Origin of the sequence: Curtobacterium sp. MCPF17_031, assembly GCF_003234035.1 — a bacterium.
In the GTDB taxonomy this organism is placed as follows: Bacteria; Actinomycetota; Actinomycetes; order Actinomycetales; family Microbacteriaceae; genus Curtobacterium.
Map to the genome: position 1 here is coordinate 1 of NZ_QKSG01000012.1, position 20,630 is coordinate 20,630.

18 protein-coding genes are annotated in these 20,630 nt (G+C 67.9%); 5 read left to right on the forward strand and 13 right to left on the reverse strand.

Translation table 11 applies throughout. The annotated features are described in order from the left end of the window. Positions 1-84: 84 nt before the first annotated feature. On the forward strand, positions 85-723 hold the full coding sequence (locus DEJ31_RS15065) for a TetR/AcrR family transcriptional regulator (protein ID WP_111044018.1): 639 nt from the start codon (positions 85-87) through the stop codon (positions 721-723). A 42-nt stretch (positions 724-765) separates the two neighbouring features. Here the strand turns inward: DEJ31_RS15065 and DEJ31_RS15070 are convergent, their stop codons facing one another. The 5 genes from DEJ31_RS15070 to DEJ31_RS15090 form a co-directional block, all read right to left on the reverse strand. Further along, positions 766-3,105 (reverse strand): DUF3488 and transglutaminase-like domain-containing protein, encoded by a 2,340-nt coding sequence (locus tag DEJ31_RS15070; RefSeq protein WP_146243168.1) that lies wholly within the window; start codon positions 3,103-3,105, stop codon positions 766-768. After that, positions 3,102-4,436 (reverse strand): DUF58 domain-containing protein, encoded by a 1,335-nt coding sequence (locus DEJ31_RS15075; protein WP_110904627.1) that lies wholly within the window; start codon positions 4,434-4,436, stop codon positions 3,102-3,104. Before DEJ31_RS15075 ends, DEJ31_RS15070 begins: the two co-directional genes overlap by 4 nt. Beyond that, complete coding sequence (locus DEJ31_RS15080; protein ID WP_110904674.1) at positions 4,436-5,365, reverse strand: MoxR family ATPase; 930 nt, start codon at positions 5,363-5,365, stop codon at positions 4,436-4,438. The genes DEJ31_RS15075 and DEJ31_RS15080 overlap by 1 nt, the downstream gene beginning before the upstream one ends. A 135-nt stretch (positions 5,366-5,500) precedes the next feature. After that, on the reverse strand, positions 5,501-6,538 hold the full coding sequence (locus DEJ31_RS15085) for a sugar phosphate isomerase/epimerase (protein WP_111122257.1): 1,038 nt from the start codon (positions 6,536-6,538) through the stop codon (positions 5,501-5,503). Further along, positions 6,535-7,758, reverse strand: a complete 1,224-nt coding sequence (locus DEJ31_RS15090) for a Gfo/Idh/MocA family protein (RefSeq protein WP_111122258.1) — start codon at positions 7,756-7,758, stop codon at positions 6,535-6,537. Before DEJ31_RS15090 ends, DEJ31_RS15085 begins: the two co-directional genes overlap by 4 nt. Positions 7,759-7,872: 114 nt before the next feature. On the opposite strand from DEJ31_RS15090, the gene DEJ31_RS15095 reads away from it, so the two are divergent. Further along, the gene (locus tag DEJ31_RS15095) at positions 7,873-8,901 is read left to right on the forward strand and encodes a LacI family DNA-binding transcriptional regulator (protein ID WP_110904629.1); all 1,029 of its coding nucleotides are present in this window, start codon (positions 7,873-7,875) and stop codon (positions 8,899-8,901) included. A gap of 48 nt (positions 8,902-8,949) precedes the next feature. Here the strand turns inward: DEJ31_RS15095 and DEJ31_RS15100 are convergent, their stop codons facing one another. The 5 genes from DEJ31_RS15100 to DEJ31_RS15120 form a co-directional block, all read right to left on the reverse strand. Then, complete coding sequence (locus tag DEJ31_RS15100) at positions 8,950-9,957, reverse strand: glycosyl hydrolase family 18 protein (RefSeq protein ID WP_258366337.1); 1,008 nt, start codon at positions 9,955-9,957, stop codon at positions 8,950-8,952. A gap of 511 nt (positions 9,958-10,468) precedes the next feature. Beyond that, positions 10,469-11,824, reverse strand: a complete 1,356-nt coding sequence (locus tag DEJ31_RS16975; RefSeq protein WP_146243170.1) for a hypothetical protein — start codon at positions 11,822-11,824, stop codon at positions 10,469-10,471. Between the two features lie 752 nt (positions 11,825-12,576). After that, positions 12,577-13,779: a condensation domain-containing protein gene (locus DEJ31_RS15110; RefSeq protein ID WP_146243171.1), complete on the reverse strand. Its 1,203-nt coding sequence runs from the start codon at positions 13,777-13,779 to the stop codon at positions 12,577-12,579. Between the two features lie 108 nt (positions 13,780-13,887). Beyond that, positions 13,888-14,640, reverse strand: a complete 753-nt coding sequence (locus DEJ31_RS15115) for an SDR family oxidoreductase (RefSeq protein WP_181433544.1) — start codon at positions 14,638-14,640, stop codon at positions 13,888-13,890. A gap of 154 nt (positions 14,641-14,794) precedes the next feature. Then, positions 14,795-15,781, reverse strand: coding sequence for a DUF2599 domain-containing protein (locus DEJ31_RS15120; protein ID WP_146243172.1), 987 nt, complete (start codon positions 15,779-15,781; stop codon positions 14,795-14,797). A 208-nt stretch (positions 15,782-15,989) separates the two neighbouring features. Between DEJ31_RS15120 and DEJ31_RS17795 the strand changes: the two genes are divergently transcribed. Next, the gene (locus DEJ31_RS17795) at positions 15,990-16,262 is read left to right on the forward strand and encodes a PadR family transcriptional regulator (RefSeq protein WP_375537629.1); all 273 of its coding nucleotides are present in this window, start codon (positions 15,990-15,992) and stop codon (positions 16,260-16,262) included. Further along, positions 16,259-16,891, forward strand: coding sequence for a hypothetical protein (locus DEJ31_RS15130; RefSeq protein WP_111122264.1), 633 nt, complete (start codon positions 16,259-16,261; stop codon positions 16,889-16,891). Before DEJ31_RS17795 ends, DEJ31_RS15130 begins: the two co-directional genes overlap by 4 nt. Before the next feature lies 1 nt (position 16,892). Here the strand turns inward: DEJ31_RS15130 and DEJ31_RS15135 are convergent, their stop codons facing one another. Beyond that, the gene (locus tag DEJ31_RS15135; RefSeq protein WP_220034876.1) at positions 16,893-17,393 is read right to left on the reverse strand and encodes an NUDIX hydrolase; all 501 of its coding nucleotides are present in this window, start codon (positions 17,391-17,393) and stop codon (positions 16,893-16,895) included. 145 nt (positions 17,394-17,538) lie between these two features. Between DEJ31_RS15135 and DEJ31_RS15140 the strand changes: the two genes are divergently transcribed. Then, a complete protein-coding gene (locus DEJ31_RS15140) occupies positions 17,539-18,693 on the forward strand; it encodes an MFS transporter (RefSeq protein ID WP_220034877.1) in 1,155 nt (384 codons plus the stop codon). Between the two features lie 66 nt (positions 18,694-18,759). On the opposite strand, the gene DEJ31_RS15145 is transcribed toward DEJ31_RS15140, so the two are convergent. Further along, positions 18,760-19,200 carry a 4'-phosphopantetheinyl transferase superfamily protein gene (locus DEJ31_RS15145; protein ID WP_111122267.1) on the reverse strand — a complete coding sequence of 147 codons (441 nt, stop codon included), beginning with the start codon at positions 19,198-19,200 and terminating at the stop codon, positions 18,760-18,762. A gap of 283 nt (positions 19,201-19,483) precedes the next feature. Further along, positions 19,484-20,578, reverse strand: a complete 1,095-nt coding sequence (locus DEJ31_RS15150; RefSeq protein WP_111122268.1) for an acyl-CoA dehydrogenase family protein — start codon at positions 20,576-20,578, stop codon at positions 19,484-19,486. Positions 20,579-20,630 lie beyond the last annotated feature (52 nt).

A 20,630-nucleotide genomic window follows, 5' to 3' on the forward strand; every position in this document is an offset into this window, starting at 1 on the left:
GTCAGATGTGTATAAGAGACAGCCCGCACCGGCCCCACCCGCACCAGCTCCATCCGCACCAGCAGAGTCCCGGAACAGGATCCGATGACCGACGCAACCGAACCGGCAGGCCCGGACGCACCGGAGGACCGCACGACACCGGTCCCGCGGACACCGCGATCCGAGGTCCGGGAGCGCCTGCTCGCGGCCGGCTCCCGGGTCTTCGCCGAGCAGGGCGTGCACGAAGCGCGGCTCGACGCCGTCGCCGCCGCCGCGGGCTTCAGCAAGGGCGCGGTCTACTCGAACTTCTCGTCGAAGGAGGACCTGCTCGCGCAGGTCATGCAGCGCGCCACGAACCGGGTGCTCCAGTCGCTGCAGGAGCTCATCGGCATCGACATCAGCGCGGCCGACGTCGGTGACGTCGTCCGGGCCGCGTTCGGACGACATGACCAGAGCGCCGAGTTCGCCCTGCTCTCCGAACTCCGCGCCTACGCCATCCGCCACCCGGAGTTCATGCCCGAGTTCGTCCGGCAGCGCCGCACCCTGCAGGACGGCGTCCGGGAACTCGTCCACACCTGGTTCGCCGCGCACCCCGAGGTCGACCCCGGCATGCCGCTCGACACCTTCGCGACGATCCTCATCGCCACGAACTCCGGCATGGTGTTCGACGCCCCCGCCCTCGACGGGATGAACCCGGGCGAGGCCGTCGCGACGATGGTGGAGGCGGTGCTCCGGCCGCGCTGAACCGCCGGCGTGGCCCGCGGGTCAGCCCGCTGCCGGCGCGGGTCAGCCCGCTGCCGGCGCGGGTCGCCCGTCCGACGGACGGCCCGAGGGCAGCAGGCTCGGCGGGAGCAGGCGGGACCGGACCACCCGGCCACGCGAGACCGCGCCGTCCAACGCGGTGCGGGCCTCCCGGACGGACCGGAGGAGTGCCTGCGTGTCCGCACGGCCGTCGACGGCGAAGCGCTCGTGGTCGACGGCGTCCACCACGGACTGCAGGTGCGGCAGCACCGACGCCGGCACCACCGTCCGGAGGCGACCGAGGACGCCCCGTGCGGTCCGGGCGACGGCGGCTGCGTCCCCGGGTGGTGCCGAACCGGGTGCGAACCCGTGGTCGGCGACGTCGTCGAGCAGCTCCCGCCACGCGGTGACGGCCGGATGCCGTCCTGCCGCGACCGCGCCGAGCCGACGGTGCCGTCGTCCCGCTCGGACCGCGCCGGGCGCGACGAGCACCGCGAGGGCGACGAGCACGCCGACGAGCACACCCCACGGGGCACCGCCACCACCGGCACTGCTGCCGCCCGCAGCCGCGGAGGTCGGTGTCGACGAGGCCGATGCCGAGGCCGACGGTGCCGTGGTCTCACCGGGAGCGGGCAGCGGCGTCTCGGTCGGGGCGGGCGCCGACGTGGCGGACGCCGAGGGCTGCGGCTGCGCGGCCTGGTCGGAGTCCGGCGTCGGCTCGAACGACACCCATCCGGCGCCGCGGATGTACAGCTCCGGCCACGAGTGCAGCTGGCGGTTCGACACCGTGTACTGGCCGTCCTCGCGGCTGGCACCGGTGCGGTAGCCGACGGCGACGCGCGACGGGATGCCGAGGGTGCGGGCCATCACGGCCATCGCGGACGCGAAGTGCACGCAGTACCCCGAGCGCTCCTGCAGGAACCGCGCGACGACGTCCATGCTGTCACCGTCGTAGCCCTGCTCGACCGGCGCCGTCTCGGAGTAGGTGAACAGGCCGCTGCGGAACCACTGCTCGAGAGCCCGGGCCTGCCCGTAGTCGGTGGTCGCGCCGGCGTCGACCCGGGCCGCGGTGGTGCGGATCACGTTCGGCAGGTCGTCGGGCAGCTCGGTGTCGGTGCGGAGCTGCGCCCGGGACGGCGCGACGAAGCCACGACCGTCGGCCTGGGACAGCCGGCCGGAGGCGGCGATGGCGTCGAGGTACGCGCTCGCGGACACCGAGGCGCCGTACGCCTCGTAGACCGCACCGCGGCGGGTCGCCGGACCGGCGGAGCGGACCGTGTTCGTGTCCCCGGACCAACGCCACTGGGCGAGGTCGAGGTTCGTCGACTTCGACTCGACCGACATCGCCCCGGCGGGCAGCGGCAGGTAGTTGCTCGACAGTCCGGTGATCTGCACCGTCACGTCACCACGGTCGGCCAACCGCGGGTTGACTCCGTCCACCCGACGGGACTGGTCGGCGGTGTCCGCGGTGGAGGCGTCGGTGACGGTCGGCACCCAGTCGCCCGTGCCGAACTCGTCGAGGTCCGCGAGCTTGAGGTACTCCGGTTGCCCGTCCGAGGACCGGTACCGGAAGACCTCGAGCTCGCTCGGTCGGCGGAGGTCCTGGCCGAGTTCGAGCAGGGTGCCCGGGCGTCCGGGCTGGATCGGTGACTGGATCGCCCCCGTGACGCCGGAGAGCCAGCCGGCGTCGATCGGCACGAGGACGGGCAGTCCGATGGCCACGACCAACCCGATGACGCCGACGACGGCAGCCGGGAAGACCCGTTGCACCGGCCGGACCGACGTCCACAGCAGCGCGAGGAAGGCCAGCGCGGTGGACACGACCAGCCACCCCGACGGGGCCTCGCCGGTGATGATGCCCGGCACCAGGAGGATCACGAGTGCGGGTGCCGCGGCCAGGGCGGCGGTCGGGGCCACGGCTGCCAGGAACAGCGAGGCGCCCGCCACCCAGGCGATCGCCACCGTCACGATCAGCCGGATCGAGTCCGTCTGCGGCAGCGGAGCCGGGTTCAGGCGGATCGCCGCCAGCGTCTGCCCGAGCGCGCCGTCCCGGTCGAGCCAGCCGAGCGGTGCGGTGTCGTTGAGGAGCGCCGCGGCGCAGGAGCCGAGCACGAGCGTCGCGACGAGCGCCACGAAGCGGACGCCGCGGGGCCGGGTCCGGACGGCGAGCAGGACGGCGACGAGCACGGCGGCGAACACCACGCCGGACAGCCACCACGAGATCCCCTGCACGAGCGGGCGCATCGCCAGTGCGGCGACGAGGACGGGCACCGGTGCGAGGGCCACGACCCAGGCGCCGGGGGTGTCCGGGCTGCGGTCGTCGCGGTCCAGGACCTCGCGGACGTCGACGTGCTGGCGCTGCCGGCTCGGGCTGGTGGCGGTCACCGGCTGCGTCCGCTCACGGTCGTGCCGGGCACCGGCACCACGAGCACGCGCCACCCGGCGCGGTCCATGATCCCGCGGACGACCGGGTCGGGGGCGACGACGGTGACGAGCACCCCGCGGCTCGACCCGTTCGTCGCGGAGACGAGTCCGGCCGCCTCCTCCGGGCTGCAGTGCCCGGTGACGACCGCGGTCATGCCGTGCACGTCACGACCGCGGACGCCGTGCAGCACGTCGACGGGGTCGCGCGAGTCGGACCGGGCCTGGACGTCGGCGAGGCCCACGAGCACCTCGGACAGACCACCGGCGTCGCCGCTGTGGCGGACGTCACCGCCGGGACCGTCACTGACGAGTGCGACCCGGGACGTCCGTGCCGACAGCGCCCGGGCGACGCTCGCCGCCACCACGACCGCGTGCTCGAACGCCTGGTCGCCGCCGAGGTCGGACAGTTCGGACAGGTCGTCGCGGCCGAGCTGCTGGTACGAGGAGCGGCGCACGTCGAGGGCGACCACGGCCTCCGGCGGCTGCGCCTGCGTGGTCTGACGGACGTGCAGGACGCCGCGCTTCGCGCTCTGTCCCCAGTGCACGCGGCGGATCGGGTCACCCGGACGGTACGGGCGGAGCTCGCTGTCGTCGGCCGATCCGCCCTGTCCGACCCGGCCCTCGTCCGCGGAGACCGCGCCGGCGAGCGCACCGGTGTCGAGCGCGGCGAGCGGCGTCGTCCCGGGGACCACGACGACCTCCTCGGCCGGGACGACCGGCCGGTCGATGCGGAGCAGCCCGAACGGGTCCTCGACGCGGATCGTGACCGGGCCGATGGACGCTCGCCCGCGGTGGATCGCGAGGGCCTCGACGTCGAGGACGGCCGGCGGCTGGCCGGGTCCGATGGTGACGAGCGACGCCGCGTCACTGGTGCTCACGAAGAGGTCGTCCAGCTGTTCGCTGACCAGCAGCGTGGACCGCGGTGCGAAGCGCACCCCGGAGCCCCGGAGCGTGACCCGCTCCCGGTAGACCTCTCCCACCTGCACGGTCGCGCGCGGTGCCGACCGGGAGGCCCGGAGCGGCGCCGCCACGGCCAGTGCGGTGACGACACCCGCGACGACGAGCACCAGGAGCAGGAGACCCGCGGACACGGCGACGCTCATCGACGCCACCAGTCCGCCGCCGACGAGCCCGATGCCGACCGCGAGGACCGTCCAGCCGCGCAGCGTCGGGCGTGGGAACGGGGTCCGCCGCAGCATGCCGAGCCCGCGGCGTCCGATGCGGGACAGCGCCGAGCCGGCCGCGCCCGCGCGGAGCGCGATCGGACGGGCAGCGGGGCGCTGGTCGGCCATCAGGAGCGGACGGGGGTCGCGGTGAACGGCACCGCGGTGTCGGAGACGATCCGGACGACGATCTCGCGGGCCGTGTCCTCGGCCGAGCCGCCGAGGCCGCGGGCGACCGGGACGAGCCGGTGTGCCAGGACGACCGGCGCCAGGGTCGCGACGTCGTCGGGGGTGACGAAGGGCCGGCCGAGGAGCGCCGCGTGCGCACGGGCTGCCTGTGCCAGGTGCAGGGTCGCGCGGGGGCTGGCGCCGAGGAGCAGGTCGGGGTGCGTGCGGGTGGCGCGGACGATCTCGACGATGTACGCCTCGACGTCCGGCGCGACGTGCACCGTGCGCACGGACGCGATCATGGCACGGAGCGTGTCGACGTCGACGACGGGGCGCAGGTCGGCGAGCGGGTCGTGCCCGCCTCGGGCCGCGAGCATGCGCCGTTCGGCACCGGGGCTCGGGTAGCCCATCGCGATGCGCGCCATGAACCGGTCGCGCTGCGCCTCCGGCAGGGGGTACGTGCCCTCCATGTCGACCGGGTTCTGCGTCGCGACGATCATGAACGGGGTCTCGAGGGGCCGGGTCACGCCGTCGACGGTCACCTGGGACTCGGCCATCGCCTCCAGGAGCGCCGACTGGGTCTTCGGGCTCGTGCGGTTGATCTCGTCACCGATGACGACGTTCGCGAACACCGGACCCGGCGAGAACCGGAAGGCGCCGGACGACTGGTCGTAGATGTTCACGCCGGTGACGTCCGAGGGCAGCATGTCGGAGGTGAACTGGATGCGGCTCACGGACCCGCCGACCGAGGCACCGAGGGCCTTCGCCAGCACGGTCTTGCCGACGCCGGGGACGTCCTCGACGAGCAGGTGTCCCTCGGCGAGCATCACGGTGAGGGCGGTGCGGATGGCCTCGGTCTTGCCGTCCACCACAGTCGCGACCGACGCCATGACGGCCGCACCCGCGTCCTGGATCCGGTCGATCGGGACGGTCTGGTGGGTCAGCTCCGGCACGCAGGTCTCCTCGCCGCTGGGTCGATGTCCGGCGATGCTACAACGGCCGAGTGAGCGCAACCGGAGGATGCGTCACCGATCGCGCAGCGCGGACGGGACATGCAGTGCGGACGGGAGGCGCAGTGCCGCGTCCGCGGCGAGCAGGACCTCCGCCGCCACCCTGACCCCCTCCTCCCGCCCGAGCTCGGTGTCCTCGTGCTCGATGTTGACGAGCATGTCCGGGTCGACCTCGTGCAGCGCGCGGAGGAACTCAGTCCAGAACGCGGTGTCGTGCCCCTTCCCGAGCGCCACGAAGTCCCACGCGGACGGCTTCGGCCACTCGTTCGCCCACTCGTCGCCGCCGAGGTTCGTGCGCGGCTCGTCCGGTGAGAGTCGTCGGAACGAGTTGTCGAGCACGCCGTTGATCGCGGCGTGCGGGTTGATCCGGACGTCCTTGGCGGCGGCGTGCAGGACGAGCGGACCGAGGTCGCGGACGACGGCGACCGGGTCCATCTGCTGCCAGAACAGGTGACTGGCGTCGAGTTCGACGCCGGTGTTCGTCAGGGCACCGCGTTCCACGAGTTCCCGGACCGACGCCGGGTTGAAGACGAGGTTCTGCGGGTGCAGCTCGAGCGCGACGTGCACCCCGTGCTCACGGGCGAACGCGTCGATCTCCTGCCAGAACGGCACCGCGATGCTCCACTGGTGTTCGAGGACGTCGAGCGCGGCGGAGTTCCAGGCGTTCACGACCCAGTTCGGACGGCTCCCGCCGGGCTCCCCCGCCGGCAGGCCGGACATCGTGACGACGCGGGTCTGCCCGAGGCGGGCGGCCAGACGGATGCTGCGTCGGATGTCCTCTGCGTGCGCGGGGCCGATCGCGGGGTCGGGGTGCAGCGGGTTGCCGTTGCAGTTGAGTCCGGCCATCGACACCCCGGTGCCGTCGAACTGCTCGAGGAAGGCGTCGCGAGCCGCGTCGTCCGTCAGGATCGCGTCCATGTCCGGCACGTGCACCGGGGGCAGGAAGCCGCCGGTGTTCAACTCGATCCCGGTCAGGCCGGCCCGACGGACGGCGGTGAGTGCGTCGGCGAGGGACCGGTCGTGGAAGACCGCGCCGTACAGTCCGAGCTTCATGCGCTGACCGTCGCCGTCGTGTCGGCGGTGCGCCGGGCCTCCACCGTGACCGTGCGACCGCCGTCGGCGGCCGACGCGGTGACGGCGGCGAGGACCTCCATGTTGTGCACGCCGTCGTGGAAGGTGGCGTTCGTCGGCAGGGGGTCGGCGACCCCGGCCACCTCGTCGAGGAAGGCGCGGGCCTGCACCTCGAACATCTGGTTCTGCCCCCAACCGACGCCGGGTGCGTCCATCGCCATCCCGCCCGCGACGTAGGGGTGGTCGGGGCCGAGGACGACCTGCCGGTACCCGCCCAGGCGGCTGCCGTCGCTGCGGAGGGCGAGACCGATCTCGGCCGGGCGCTCCTGGTCCCAGCGTGCCGCCCCGTTCTCGCAGAACACCTCGACCACCAGGCCGTTCGGGTGCGCCGTCGTGACGCGCGAGACCTCGAGGGAGCCGACACCGGCACCGAAGCGAGCGGCGAAGGTGGCGTAGTCGTCGTTCTGCACGCGTGCCGTCTCCCCCGTGAGCGGTGCCCCCTGCCCACGGAGCGCGTGTCCGGCTGCGACCGGGCGCTCGGTGATCTCGGTGGTGAACAGTCCTCCGCTGACCTGCGTGACGTCCCCGGCCAGGAACTCGGCGATGTACGTCAGGTGGGACCCGACGTCGGCGAGCGCACCGGTGCCCGGGGCGCCGGCGTAGCGCCACGAGAACGGCACGTCGGGCGAGGAGCCGTAGTCCGTCCAGTACCGTCCGGAGAGGTGCCGCACCCGGCCGAGCGTGCCGTCGCCGACGAGCTCGCGGATCGCGGCGAGGCCGGGGGCGCGGCGGTAGGTGAAGCCGATCCGGGCGGTGATGCCCCGTTCCGCTGCCCGGTCCGCGGCGTCGGCCATCGCGCGGGCGTCCTCGAGCGAGTCGGCGAGCGGCTTCTCGCAGAGGACGTGCTTGCCGGCGTCGAGCAACCCCTCGACGATCTCGCGGTGCAGGCTGTTCGCGACCACGACGCTGACGACGTCGATGTCGTCCGCCGCGGCGATCGCCCGCCAGTCGTTGTCGTGCCGCTCGTACCCGAACCGCCGCGCCGCCTGCTGGGCGAGTGGCTCGTACACGTCCCCGACCGACACGAGTCGGACGGGCGGCAGGACCGGGTCGAAGAGGGTCGGGGCGGTCCGCCATGCGGCCATGTGGGCCTTGCCCGCCATGCCGGCTCCGATGACGGCGACGCCGATGGGCTCGCTCATGTGCACTCCTTCGTGACGCTGCGACCGTCGCTTCTGGAACGTTCCAAAGGCGGTGGCTACACTGTAGGCGCAGGAACCCATGTCCTGTCAATTCCCCGTCTCGCAGGAGGTCCCGTGGCCGAGCGCCCGCCGACGATCATCGACGTCGCCGCCCGCGCCGGGGTCTCGAAGTCACTCGTCTCGATGGTCGTGCGCGGCGACCCGGGCGTCTCCCCCGCGCGCCGCGCGGCCGTCCTCGCCGCCGTCGCCGAGCTCGGCTACCGCACGAACCGGGCCGCGGCGATCCTCGCGGGCACCAGGACCGGCACCGTCGGGGTGGTCGTCGACGACTTCCGGAACCCCTGGTACGTCCCGATGCTCGACGGCATCCGGGAGGTCCTCGCACCCCGCGGACTCCGACTCACCCTGGCCGACGGCGCCGCGAACGCGCACCTCGGCGCCTCACCCTTCGACGACCTCGTCTCGCTGCGGGTCGACGGCGTCGTCCTCGCCGCCGAGTCACCCGACGGTCTCCTGGTCCCACCCGACCTGCCCGTCGTCGTCGCCGGCGAGCGCGCGGTCCGCCCCCCGGACACCGACACGGTCGCCTCGGACGAGGCCGCCGGCGGGCGACTCGCCATCCGCTACCTCGTCGACCTCGGCCACCGACGGATCGCCCACCTGACCGGGACGGGAGGCTCGGCCACCGCCCGCCGCGTCGCCGCCGTCGCCGAGACGGCCCGCTCCGGCATCGTCCCGGTCGTCGCCGGCGACGCCGGCACGGACGAGGCCGCCGGGCACCAGGCGGCCCGGACCGTGCTCGCCGAGCACCCGGACGTCACCGCGTTCTTCGCCGCGAACGACGTCATGGCGATGGGTGCGATGGCCGCCGTGCTCGAGGCCGGACTGCGGGTGCCGGAGGACGTCTCGGTGATCGGGCACGACGAGACCCCGCTGGCGTCGTCACCCCTCGTCGGCCTGACCACGGTCGATCCCCACAACGACGAGGTCGGACGGCGTGCGGCGGCACGGCTGCTGGTGCGGCTCGACGCTGCCGCCGGGCAACCGGACGGCAGCGCCGCGGCACCGGCCCCGGCGCCGACGCGGTCACTCGTCGAACCGTCACTCGTGCTCCGGCGCACCACGGGACCGCCGCCGTCCTGACCCGCTGAGCCGAGATCCGTGCGGCGCCGGGCTCCGGTGCCCCGCGGATCAGCGCTCGGGCAGAGGCGACAGGTTGAGCGACCACATCGCGACGCCGTGCGCACCGAGCTCACGGGCCAGGTCCCGGCGTGCGGCGTACGACCGGTCGTCGGACCAGTGCAGCTGCCGGCCGTCCTCGAGCGTCGCCGACCACTCCCCCGTGCGGTCCGACCACACCGCCCGGTCGCCGGCCAAGTGCGCTGCCCGGGCTGCCGGGATCGGGGCGGCGTTCGCACCGGGCCCCCACGCGTAGCCGTAGCCGGCGATGCCGACGTCGATGCGGTCTGCGGTGAGCCCGCCGTCGACGGCGGTGCGCACGGCCTTCCGTGTCCACGGCAACGACCCGATCGTGCCCGGACCGCCCCACGGCCCGTGCTGGTCGTAGGTCATCAGGACGATGCGGTCGAGGTGCGGGGCGAGCCCGGCCAGGTCGTAGCCGCGCGAGCGGTACTCCGCCGGGTCGGTGGAGGACATCATCGCGATCGAGACCTCGGCGTCGTCCCCGAGCCGCTCGCGGACGGCACTCCGGAGCGCCCGGGTGAAGGTGACCAGGTCGGCCTGGTCCTGGGAGCGCATCGACTCGAGGTCGATCTGCACGCCGTCGGCCCCGAGGCGAGCCGCCAGGTCGACGAGCCCGCCGACGACACGCTCCCGGTTCGTCGGCGACGACAGCAGCGCCGTGGCCGCTTCGGGCGAGAAGTCCCCGAGCGTCGATGTGTAGTTGCTGAAGAGCACCTCGGTCCGGGCCCCGGCGTCCGCGGCGACACCGACGAGTTCGCCGACGTCGCCCGAGGTCGAGAGCAGGTGCGTGCCGTCGTCGGCCAGCGCCGCACCGTCCACCCCGATGACGTCTGCGCCGCGGCCGACGGCGGTACGCACGCGGTCGGCGGCACCACCTCCGGGTTCGACGTAGCCCTCGATGCCGCCAGCCGAGCCACGGGTGCCGTCGGCGCTGCAGCCCGAGAGCAGCACGGCGGCGACCGCCATGGTCGCCGCTGCCGTCGTCATCCGTCGCATCACCCGATGACCGTAGCCGGTGCGTTCGAGGGCGCGCTCCGGGCGGCCGGTGGACCGAGACCCAGACGTCGGGGGAAAGAGTCGGGGGGAAGAACTGCGCACCGGGAACGACGAAATCCCGGTCCGCATCGACGGTTCCGGGGTTTCGTGGAGTGGGGTAGTTAACGAGTGGCTTCGATCGCTGTGCCTGCGGCACTCGACCGCGCTTCCTGGGAATCCCTGGCACAGGCTTACTTACACTTCCGGCACAGCGGGGCGCTGAAACCGACGAGCAGAGAGCAGCCAGCTGTCGTCGGATGGCCGGGCCTCCTGAACAATCGGGGCGTGACCGACGGCGGAAAGAGCAGCTCCCGGTCGCGACCACCAGGAAGCGAGCAAGAACGCGTCGAGCAGGATGAGCCGAGGGCGTATCTGCTTGAGTTCGATGCGTGGTGGGGTTCCGTCGGTAACTACGTGGACCAGGCCGACGTAGTTCACGAGCGAATCGTGTCAAGTGACCACGGTGCCCACTTCAGGCGATCCGTTCACCTGTTCGCGGCTCGATTGCGTACGCGCCTAAAGAGTCCGCAACTGCCCGCACGACATTCTCGTGCTCTTCGGTGACATCGGGGCTTTCGTCCTCGAAAGCAAGCCTCAAAGCCGTCATCCCGCCCTTCGCATTCACGTACATTTCGAACTCAAAAGGACCCGCGAAAGAGGAGCCGTATCCGGACTCACCAGCCCGCCACCACGTCAAACGACCCAGCCACTTTTCCAGTATGAGCGCGACCTCAGAGGGAGAGCCGAGTTCGGCGACGTCTCCGACGTTCCACCAGTCTTGAACCTTCGAGTTCGGAGGGTCGGTAACGACAAACAGTACTTCCGGCCTCAAAGGATATTCGTCGAGATATGCATCTTCGTTGATGAAGATTTCTTCGGCGAACGCTACGCCATTCCTCTCGCGGTGACGCCGATCTTTCAGACGCCACGGCAAGTCGGAGTGGCGAGCTTCCACCTGCTCGCGCTCCGTCACCACTTCGCGAGTTGAGAGCAAATCGATGATGAAAGGAGCCGGGACAACCTTCGATAGACCGGAGTGACTCATGGTCACCTCCTTACCGTCCGTTTCCAGGTAATGTCCGACGTGAACGCCCAGCAACGCGAAGTCCCGCTCGTCCACCTCGTCTTTAACCAGTACCGGCGCGCCGCTCATACCATGGGTTGCGTTACTCTCGACCAGGTAGACCACGTCCCGCCGGCCGCCGACCGTGGGCACAGATTCAAACGGTACGAGGGATAAACGACCAAAGCGCACGGCAGGCTCAGCACGCGCCGAGTCACGATAGTTCAGCAAAAGACCTACGGTCGCCGTTTCTAGACCTAATGGCGCCGCGTCGTCGAAGTCGACCCGCCTTACGTCGATAAGCTGGTCGATTCGGATTGCACGAGTCGTCCGTCCAATCAAATGCCCGGGATAGGCAGGACCCTTATAGCGTCGGAGGGCGAGATCGACGCGCTCTCCTGGATCCGCAAGATCCTGATACCTAAGAATGCTCCAGCCTTCTGCCGCGAGTCGCGACTTTGCACTTCCTTGGCCCCCCATCCAGTTTCCTTCTGCCCACAGTTGTCGAGGAACGAAGTGCTTATCCATCACGCAATGGGCTGCAGTCACGATGTAGATGTGTTCGTAGCTGTCGTCGTTCTCGAATGGAACACGAATCAGGAAAGCAGTCCCGACCCGCTCCTCCTCGCCCGCTTTCGACACGTAGGACAAGATTAAACTTGAAGCAACAATATCGTCAGATGGAATCCACGCCGACTGGGGGCCAACTCGACTTAAACTCGCGTCGTAACGACGCGCGCGCTTCAGCATCTTGCGATCACTCATTGCTTCAACTCATTCTCGATTGTTTGACTGAACTATAGACTTGATTAGCTCAAGTAGCCGCTTCCGGCGTTTTGCACATTCTGCGCCTCCAACGACCCCGATGACTAACCCATCACTAGTGGGTGCCTCACGTCAGATATGCTTGTTACATATTCCGCCGTTCGATCGAGCTTTCCGGACTGCCTAAGCGAGCAATAGCGGCAGTCGATACAGCGTCTCCGCTCCGCGAACTAGTTCGGTGAGATGAGCTTCCCACCCGCGAAACACCACTCGTAGTCATGGCCTCCGTATCGAAACGCGGGGACCACACGCTCACTGGACAAGATCTGCCGAGCACAAAAATCCCCACCTCGTGGACGCGATAGCGGCATGCTTCTCGTTCGACGACGCATCACTTCGCCGCTCTCTCAGGAGCCTCCGCGCGCGGCACCACAGGGAGGAAGACTCGCTCAACACGAATCCACCGGTTTGGCCTCAGCCCGGCACCCTCTGTAGGAAGCGAGTGCATACCGCGATGTGAACCTCACGCGCGTTGCCCTGCTCCCGTGGGCGGCCCCATCCCGCCTCGCGCGACGTCCTTGGCCCTTCCCTTTCGTCCTTCCGTTTCCGCCCCTCTCGCCAACGCCGATATTGAGACCTAACCATTCCTGACGCGCTCCGCCCCGCCGCTCAGGCCTTGATCTTCTCGAGGCTGGATGCGAGGCCAAGAAATCGTCCAGCACGCCGGTACGACAGCTGAGCCCTACAGCCCTTCAATTTTCGGAGACGAGTAGCTCCCTCGTCCGATCGCTGACCGCACGCAGGAGGTCAGCGCCCTGATAGCGCCGACTCAGGGACCAATTGAGGACCCAATTCTCATTCGACTTCCGAACCTTCAAACTAAGGGGCGTCAGAGACACTCGGCCTGGGGGAGCGTAACGAGGCTGTTTACGCGACACGCGGAAGCCGCCGAACGTCCAACTCTCCGGACTGAAGGTACCGAAAAAGTTGAGGAAGACGTGAGCCCCGAAGTGTTTCTCATTCGACAGATCGGCCCGGCCCCGGACCACTGGAAACGCCGCGATCCAACTTGGCGCGGTCTCGCGTGCGAGCGCGAGGTCGGCGTTCGAGCGTCCGTCGGTGTTGACAAATGGCACCGCATGGGACAGCCAGCCGCTCGCAGAACGCTCGACGTGGTTGTTTCGTCCGACCCGTGCAGCGTCGATCCGCGTGACCTCGACACCGGTGACATCCCGGACGCTGCGATCAACAGCCTCGACAATCAGTGCCTCGGACAGCTTCTGCGACCTGATGCTGGACTCAGGCACGAAGGCGACGAGATCTGAACCGTCGGCGGCTTGCTCGTCATCTGCGAGGTACACCCCCGGAAGTGCTGGGATCGCCTTCCAGGGCCGTTCGATCCACCATCGCGCTTCCTCGGAGAGCGGCCCGCTCCATTTTGCCTCGAGGGCGTCAAGGAATTCGAGATATGTATCGCCGGGAAGGCTCGTGCCCTCGCCGCGAACTAGAGCGAATACGAACGAGCGGACAAACTGCGAGACTGCGAGAAGATCGGCAGCGAAGTGGTTGAAGATGAAAACGAGGTGATCTGCTTCGGCAGCTCGAAGCTGGATTACGCCCCACGACGGCTTTGCGAAGACGTCGAAGCGCTCGATCATGTCGTGTGAGAGAGCGTCCATTCGGTCTTGCAGCGATTCATTCGAAACGGTCTCCAGGACGAACTCGTACTCGCCCTCGGCTGCACTCGGAGAAAGTATCGACTGGCGCCATTCGGACCCGGACCCGGTCGGGATCATGCGGAGAACTGGGTGGTTCTCTCGCATAGCACTTATGGCGCGGTGCAGATGTGTCGAATCAATCAAACCCGGCGCATCAATTGCGAAGCATTGGGCGTTCCGGTTGATGAATTCCCTCGGGTAGGTGCCTCTGAGGATGTCCTGCTGACCTGCGGTCATCACATAATCTTGCACTTTTTTCCCTAGGTGCGCGTCGGGGAGCCGAAAAAACTGGGTGCCATAATCGGTACGGCGTTCTGATTGCGTCGCCGCACGTTCTCGACGTCGCTATAGTTCGTCTGCAGCGGGCCAAACGCCCGCGTGGGTACGCCTCCAGATAGCTCGATTTGCTCGGTCGACCACTACTGGCAGAAAGTACTCGAGCATGGAGAGTGCTTTGTCACCTCGAGTAACGAAGACGCGACGGCGCGCGCGTCCGGAGATCGACTTGAGGATCGCACTCGCGACAGCTTCGGGTGTCCGTGTCGAACCTGCGACCTCGTCGATGGGCCCAGGCTGCACGAGGCAGACTCGCACGCCGGTACCGTGCAGCTCGCGTCTCGCCGAATAGGAGAGTCCCCGAAGTCCGAACTTTGAAGCGGAGTAAATACCGCGTACGCCCAGTTCACCTGCCAGCGATCCCACGTTGACAATCGCCCCTTCGCCTTGACCGACGAGGTGCGGTATCGCGCTGCGCATCAGCGCGATTGGGGCGAGCAAATTGACTTGTATGAGCTGCCGCACGGAAGCGTGGTCCGTGCGTACCGAGACGGCGCCGACGATGCCGGCACAGTTCACCAGGACGTTGAGGCGCCCGCCTGTGAGCTTCAGCGCTGAACGGACGACGGTCTCGACGGATGTCGGATCGGCCAGATCCGATCGTAGAACGTGCGCCACACCGTCGGTCTCCCTGATCGCGAGAGCGACCGCCGTCAGGGCTTGCTCGTCACGACCGACTAGAACGACCTCGTACCCATTCCTCGCGAAAGCTTGAGCCGTCGCCGCACCAATGCCTTTCGAAGCCCCGGTGATGAGACCCACCTTCATAACCTGACGTCCTTCTTCGGAAGGCGCACGCCGATCAGGGTGCGCCTCGGACCCACCAGCGTGTGCGCGCAGATATTGCCTCCATGGCAGCGCGCCGGTTGCGGCCGGAACGACTCCGTGCCGCAGCTGGCGCTATACCGGAGAGCGACTACGGGTTGCAGCTGGCGGCGACCGTCTTCGCGTAACCGACATTGGGCCGCGAACGCTCGAGGTTCCAGCTCGGCTTGTTCGGCTCGATGATGCGGACGCCGTCGTAGTGGCAGTAGAACTGGTCGCGCGTGTTGGCGAAGTCGAGTCGAGCGCGAGCATTCGGCTTCTCGAGCGTTTCGCCCCACGCGGCCAGCCTCGACGCGATGGGTGCTACGCGGCCGTACGAAGTCGGCACGACCTTACCCATCCAAGCGCCGTTGTACGTTCCCCATCCGACCGAGCTGATCAGGCTGATCCCGAGCCACGGATCGGCGACGATCGGGTACGCGTAGCCCTCGCCCGAGTGCTCAACCGTCTGAACGACGGAGTTGCCAACGATCTCGTACTTCGTTGGGATGTCGCGCCCATTGGCGTCCTTGGCCCACGGCGCAGCGAATCCACCGTTCCAAGAGCCGTCAGCGGAGTAGATGTTGACGCCGCCGTTCTCGTCCAACGAGAGCCGACCATCGCCGAGGTCCTGGACCTCGTAGCTGTACTCGGACGGCGCACCTGCGTCCGAGATGACCGTCGCGATGACGACAGAACCGTCTTCCTGCACAACCGGGACGGTCGATGAGCCGTCCTTGTTCTCGAACACCGCGCCGGATTCGTTCGCCTTCGCCACGGGGGTGCGCCCGGATGTCTCGGGCAACGAGACTGACACGTTTCGATCGCCGTAGGAGAGCGAGACGCCCGCCTCCGCCTTGCTCGCGACCGAAACCTGAACCCCTGCGACCTCTTCGTCGACGATTGCACTCGACGACGGCGAGGCTGTGACGTCAGCCATAGTGTCGGTGACGAACGGCGCGACCGCTGAGATTTGGTCGAGGTCCTTTGCCGGCTCCGCCGTGTCGGCCACTGCGACCCCTGTCGTCGAGGCGACCAAGCCCGTCGCGAGGACGGCCACCCCCATCACCGACGACATGTTCCATGCTTTACGCTTCACAAGATCCCCCTACTTGGCACTCCGCGTAACGGAGCATTCCTCGAACAGTAGTGGGCTACAGGACTGTCTGTCTACGTGCTCAGGCCAGCGAGCGTGATCTGACCCCGCATCAGGGCGGGGACTTGCGCATCCTTAATCGTTATAGGTAGGTTTAAGTGTGGATGCGATTCAGCGAGTCACACGGCCGACCGCCTCAGTGCTCGAGACCATGCTTGGCCATAGTCAGCCGGTGTGGGGCTTGCGCCTCGCTAAGGAGACGTCCCTCGCGCCGGCGACGGTCTACTCGCTTCTCGCGCGACTCGAAAGGACAGGGGTGGTGGCTTCGACATGGGAGGAAGAAACGGAGCGACCTGGTCCGCGGCGCCGCCTCTACGAGCTGACTGAGGATGGCGCGATAGTTGCCGCCGCGGCTGTTCGAGCGTACGCGGCAAAGGGCACGCGCGCCCCTCGAGCCGCTGGTCTCGCAGGGAGGACGCAATGACATTGCGGGAGGACGCGGTCAAGGGATTGGCCCGCTGGCTCCCGGCCTCGGAGCGCGATACGGCGAGGGAGCAGTGGCTCGCCGATCTTGAGGGGGCACGGGAGCTTGGATTACGACGGTCGTCGGTCATCTTCGGCGCCGCAACACTGCTCATCAACAGAAGGGTTCAATCACTCATGCGAAACGTTGCCGAAAACCGCGCAACCAGGTTCTTGATCGTGGCGGCGACGGCTGCCCTCGCATTCGCGATCACCGCGATGCTCCTCCCCACCGCCGGCGCCTTGGCAGTGGGATCCTTCGTCATCATGGCCGGCGCGGTATGGGTCATGCGCCGAACCAGCCCGAGCGTACCGCGATGGATGATCCTGACGCTGATCGCGTTGATCGGCCTCTGGTTCATAACCACGGCAGCCCTTTGGTCGTCCTGGGGGACGGCCTTCGACCTGTCCGACTCCGGACAGGCGACCGGCGCCGCGGGCGCTCGAGTCGTTCCTCTCTTCTGGGCGGGCTGCGTGGAATTCATTGCGATCGGCAGCCTCGTCATCGTCATGCTCGTTCGCCGAAGCTCCAGAGCCAGCAGGGAGACGGCGTCGGGTAGCTCTGAAGCGCCCTTCGGCCCCGCCGCCTAGCTCAGGAGCGCCTAGCCGCGTACAAGGCGGCCGCGGCTAGTGTGCTCGCATCCCGTATCTGCGACGTGCGAAGGAGCAGGTTGAACCGGTCGGGGTCTACGAGTTCGGTCGTCCAGTCTTCGCCCGGCTCCAGTCTCGGAGCCCCAGCGCTGGTAACTGATGCCTCGAATACGTGACACTCCGACGAGCTGACCGCCGCGATCGTGTGGAAGCGGCCGAGTGGTCGCAGGTCCGTCGCCCGGTAGCCGGTCTCTTCCTCGATTTCTCGAGCGGCAGTCGTCGCGGGATCCTCGCCTGGATCGACGAGACCGCCTGGAAACTCGTACCCCAGGAGGGCGTCCGCGCCGCCTCTCGAACCTCGAACCATCAGAAGCTCCCCTTCCTCCGTGGTGCCGACGATCATCGCCGCGTCGGGGGCTTCCACTCTGTACCAGCTTTGCTCTCCCACCTCATGATGAACGACGCGAAAATATGGGTTCTCATGCAGCACTGCTCTAGTCACGATTTTCACTATACTTGGACAGCGCTTCGAAGCCTGTTCATGGCTCGAGGCGCTTAGAGCTTGCGCGGCGAGCCGACAGCGAGTCATCCGTCAATCTGATGGACCAATCGGAAAGTGCTGAATGAGGACCAGGCCGCCACTCACCTTGATCGCGTTGTTCTTCATGGCTTTCGTTTTTTACACCAACGACTACATGATCGCTGGCGTGTTGCCCGAAGTTGCAAGAGGGTTGGGCACGTCGGTCTCAACGGCCGGGCAGTTAGTCACGTTCTTCTCGCTGACCATCGCTATCGTCGCTCCCGTTGCTGCGGTGACGCTCGCTCGGCTCCCTCGACGTCGCGTGTTCGTGATGGCGCTGTTGCTATTCGTGAGCGCCAATGCTGTCGCCGCAACATCGCCCTCGTTCTTGGCGCTCGTCCTGCTCCGGATCGCTGCCGCGGCGGCGGCGGCGGCGGCCACCCCGGCGCTGCACGCGTTCGCCGCACAGATCGCGCCGTCCGGAAAGCGTGGCAGGTACACGGCGATCGTCACGCTGGGTGTGACTGGTTCGCTCGCCGCGGGAGTTCCGCTGGGCACCTGGATCGGCGGGCAGCTCGGTTGGCGCGCAACTTTCTTGACGATGGCTGGCGCCGGCGTTCTCGCGTTGGCGCTCGTGTTAGTGCTGGTTCCGCTGGGTGTACCGACGAACGTGCCGCCGAGCCTTCGGCAACAGATGAAAGCGCTGACCGAGGCGCCGATCGTCCTGGGCCTGGCTGCGACTTGCGCGTTGATGTGCGGGACCATGATGTTGTTGACCTACTTCGCCTCGTACCTCGACGCTATGACTCATGCTGGCATCGGCGAACGGGCGGCAGCACTCGGCCTTGCCGGTCTTGCCGGAATGGTCGGCGTAGTCGGCGGCGGAATCGCGGTGGACCGGATGGGGGCGGAGCGAACCCTGTACATTGGCGTGGCCGCATTCTGCCTGACGATGGTCGCGTTATGGCTATTGCGCTTTGTCGCGCCAATCCCCTTCCCGATCATCCTCGGGCTGGGAATCGTGTGGGGCGCGACCGCGTTCTGGAACGCCCCTGCCATCCAGATCCGCCTCTACGGGCTTTCAGCGGCCCTCGCACCTCAGGCGCTGGCCCTCAACACTTCGAGTAACTTCCTGGGCGTCTCGCTCGGCGGCGCGCTCGGGGGACTCATCGTGGCGGGGTTTGGAGTCTCGCACATTCCGCTGCTGAGCGCTGCCTTCGGTGCTGCTGCATTGGTGCTGCTGAGCGGGGCGCAACGATGGGGCTTCTCAGCGCGGACTTGAACTACCGCTTCACGGTTCGCGGCAGGGTTGTAGACGCCAGGGAGGACTCAAGCCTGTCGACTTGGGTCAGTCAACGTACTGAAGCTCGTACGAATCGGCGCTGACGCACGCCACGGCGCCGATGTGGTCCTTGCCGACGAATTCAGGCTCCAGGTCGAAGAGCTGAACTTGCGTGACGGGAAGGTCGGCAGGCGCAGTGGGCCAACTCAGTCGAGCTGGCTGAACATAGGCGTCGAGTATCTCTAGGCCGCTCATCGAAGTGGCCAGACCCACGCGCGCGGCCTTCAGGATCGCTTCCTTGCGACACCAGCGGCGCGTCTGCGCCAGCCGGGCTACCACCGATTCGGTTGTATCCCCGTCCTCTGCCCGCTCTCGAGGGGAGAATGCTAGCGAGGCTATCCGTTTGACTCGGTCGAAGGAATCGACGCCCTCAACGTCGAGGCCAACCTTCGCAGACGAAGGAGTGATGGCCAGAACGGCCAGACCCGCGCTGTGGCTCAGCGACATCGTCCACTCGGACGCGAAACCTCCACCGGGCTCCGTCGGACCATGGCTACCGCTTCCGCATCCGGGGCACCGTCGGACCAGCCTGACGTCGACGCCGCAAACCGCACGAAGTGCACGGCGCTGCAGGTGGACTCCAGTAGAGAATTGGTCGCGGTCCGACGCCCGACGGTACCTCGCCCACCGGTCCTTCTCGATGTGATCGAGACTCTCGGAGAAGTCTCGAATGCTCTCGCGCCAGATGAGGCATGCTGTGGTCTCGCGCGTCGACCTGGGTCGCACCGGACTAGCGATCTGTGCTTCGACGGGGGCTTCTGACGCTTGTCACGACGGATTGCCCCACGTTGAGAACCTGGATGTTGCTCGTTCCCTCCATGAACTCGATACCGCGAGCGTCTCGTACCGCCTTGTCGAGGGCGGGATTGTCCAAGCGGGCTCGCGGCCCAAGCAGGGAACAGAGATCCAAAGTCACCCGTTCCGCTTGACGACAGAGGCTTCGCTTTGCAGCCGAAGCGAGCACACCGTCTCCCGTCTCGTCGGCCGCTGTCGCTGCGCGGACGACAAGTTCCCGACTGCTGAGCAGCTCTGTTTCTATGCAGCGCAATCGGTCCCGTAGCTTCGGAACCTGCATGCCGGCCAGCGCTTCGACCACGGTGTCGAAGGCGTTCCACGAAACCCCTAGTGCGAGCGCGGCAACACCTGGGCGCAGTTGATTAAACACTTGTAGGCTCGCTCGTATCCCTCTCTGCCCACGCGGAAGGTGGGCTCCGAGTTCGGCATCCGGCTGCAGAGCTACATCCTCGAATGAGATGTCGCTGATCTGCGCCGCACGGAGCCCGATCGTCGCAAGCGCGTCGGCTTTGACGCCGGAGGCCGTCGGATCGACCACATACGCTCCGATCGAGAGCGGGCTCTTTCCTCGACGCGCGAAAACTACACCCGTCGTCGCGCGCGTCCCGTTTCCTATGTAGCGCTTCCGGCCATTCACACGGAGCCGACCAGAGTCGTCCTCGGTGATCGCGGTGGTCAACGATCCGGCATCCGAACCGCGCTCGGGCTCGGTCAAGGCGAAGCAGCTCCATGTCGGGCAGTCGAGGAATGGTGCGAAGAAGTCCTCTTTTTGGTGCGCCGTACCGAGCATGTCGACCAGGAGGCCCGCCATCGACGGGCCGGGAGCCGACAGAAAGACACCGACGTCTCCCCTGGCGAGTTCCTCCATGACGATGGTTCGGTCGACGGCACGCCGGAGATCGAGTTCTCGCCTCACGTGACACTGTTCGGCTCTCCGAGCCGACGGCGGGATACCCGCGGTGCTCATCACTTGGACACCCTCGAGGTCGACGAAACGGAGCGAGTTGGCGGGTTCGGCTTCGAGCAACATGCCCGCATACCGAAACTCGCGACCCCACTCTCGTGCACGCTCTCGGAGGCTT

Bases quoted from the DNA above. Each gene is read 5' to 3' on its own strand.
- DEJ31_RS17795 (WP_375537629.1), top strand. From the start codon at position 15,990: ATGCTTGGCCATAGTCAGCCGGTGTGGGGCTTGCGCCTCGCTAAGGAG.
- DEJ31_RS15065 (WP_111044018.1), top strand. From the start codon at position 85: ATGACCGACGCAACCGAACCGGCAGGCCCGGACGCACCGGAGGACCGC.
- DEJ31_RS15085 (WP_111122257.1), bottom strand. From the start codon at position 6,538: ATGAAGCTCGGACTGTACGGCGCGGTCTTCCACGACCGGTCCCTCGCC.
- DEJ31_RS15080 (WP_110904674.1), bottom strand. From the start codon at position 5,365: ATGGCGTCGGTCGCGACTGTGGTGGACGGCAAGACCGAGGCCATCCGC.
- DEJ31_RS15145 (WP_111122267.1), bottom strand. From the start codon at position 19,200: ATGTCGCTGAGCCACAGCGCGGGTCTGGCCGTTCTGGCCATCACTCCT.
- DEJ31_RS16975 (WP_146243170.1), bottom strand. From the start codon at position 11,824: ATGAGTGATCGCAAGATGCTGAAGCGCGCGCGTCGTTACGACGCGAGT.
- DEJ31_RS15150 (WP_111122268.1), bottom strand. From the start codon at position 20,578: ATGTTGCTCGAAGCCGAACCCGCCAACTCGCTCCGTTTCGTCGACCTC.
- DEJ31_RS15090 (WP_111122258.1), bottom strand. From the start codon at position 7,758: ATGAGCGAGCCCATCGGCGTCGCCGTCATCGGAGCCGGCATGGCGGGC.
- DEJ31_RS15130 (WP_111122264.1), top strand. From the start codon at position 16,259: ATGACATTGCGGGAGGACGCGGTCAAGGGATTGGCCCGCTGGCTCCCG.
- DEJ31_RS15100 (WP_258366337.1), bottom strand. From the start codon at position 9,957: ATGCGACGGATGACGACGGCAGCGGCGACCATGGCGGTCGCCGCCGTG.
- DEJ31_RS15075 (WP_110904627.1), bottom strand. From the start codon at position 4,436: ATGGCCGACCAGCGCCCCGCTGCCCGTCCGATCGCGCTCCGCGCGGGC.
- DEJ31_RS15110 (WP_146243171.1), bottom strand. From the start codon at position 13,779: ATGACCGCAGGTCAGCAGGACATCCTCAGAGGCACCTACCCGAGGGAA.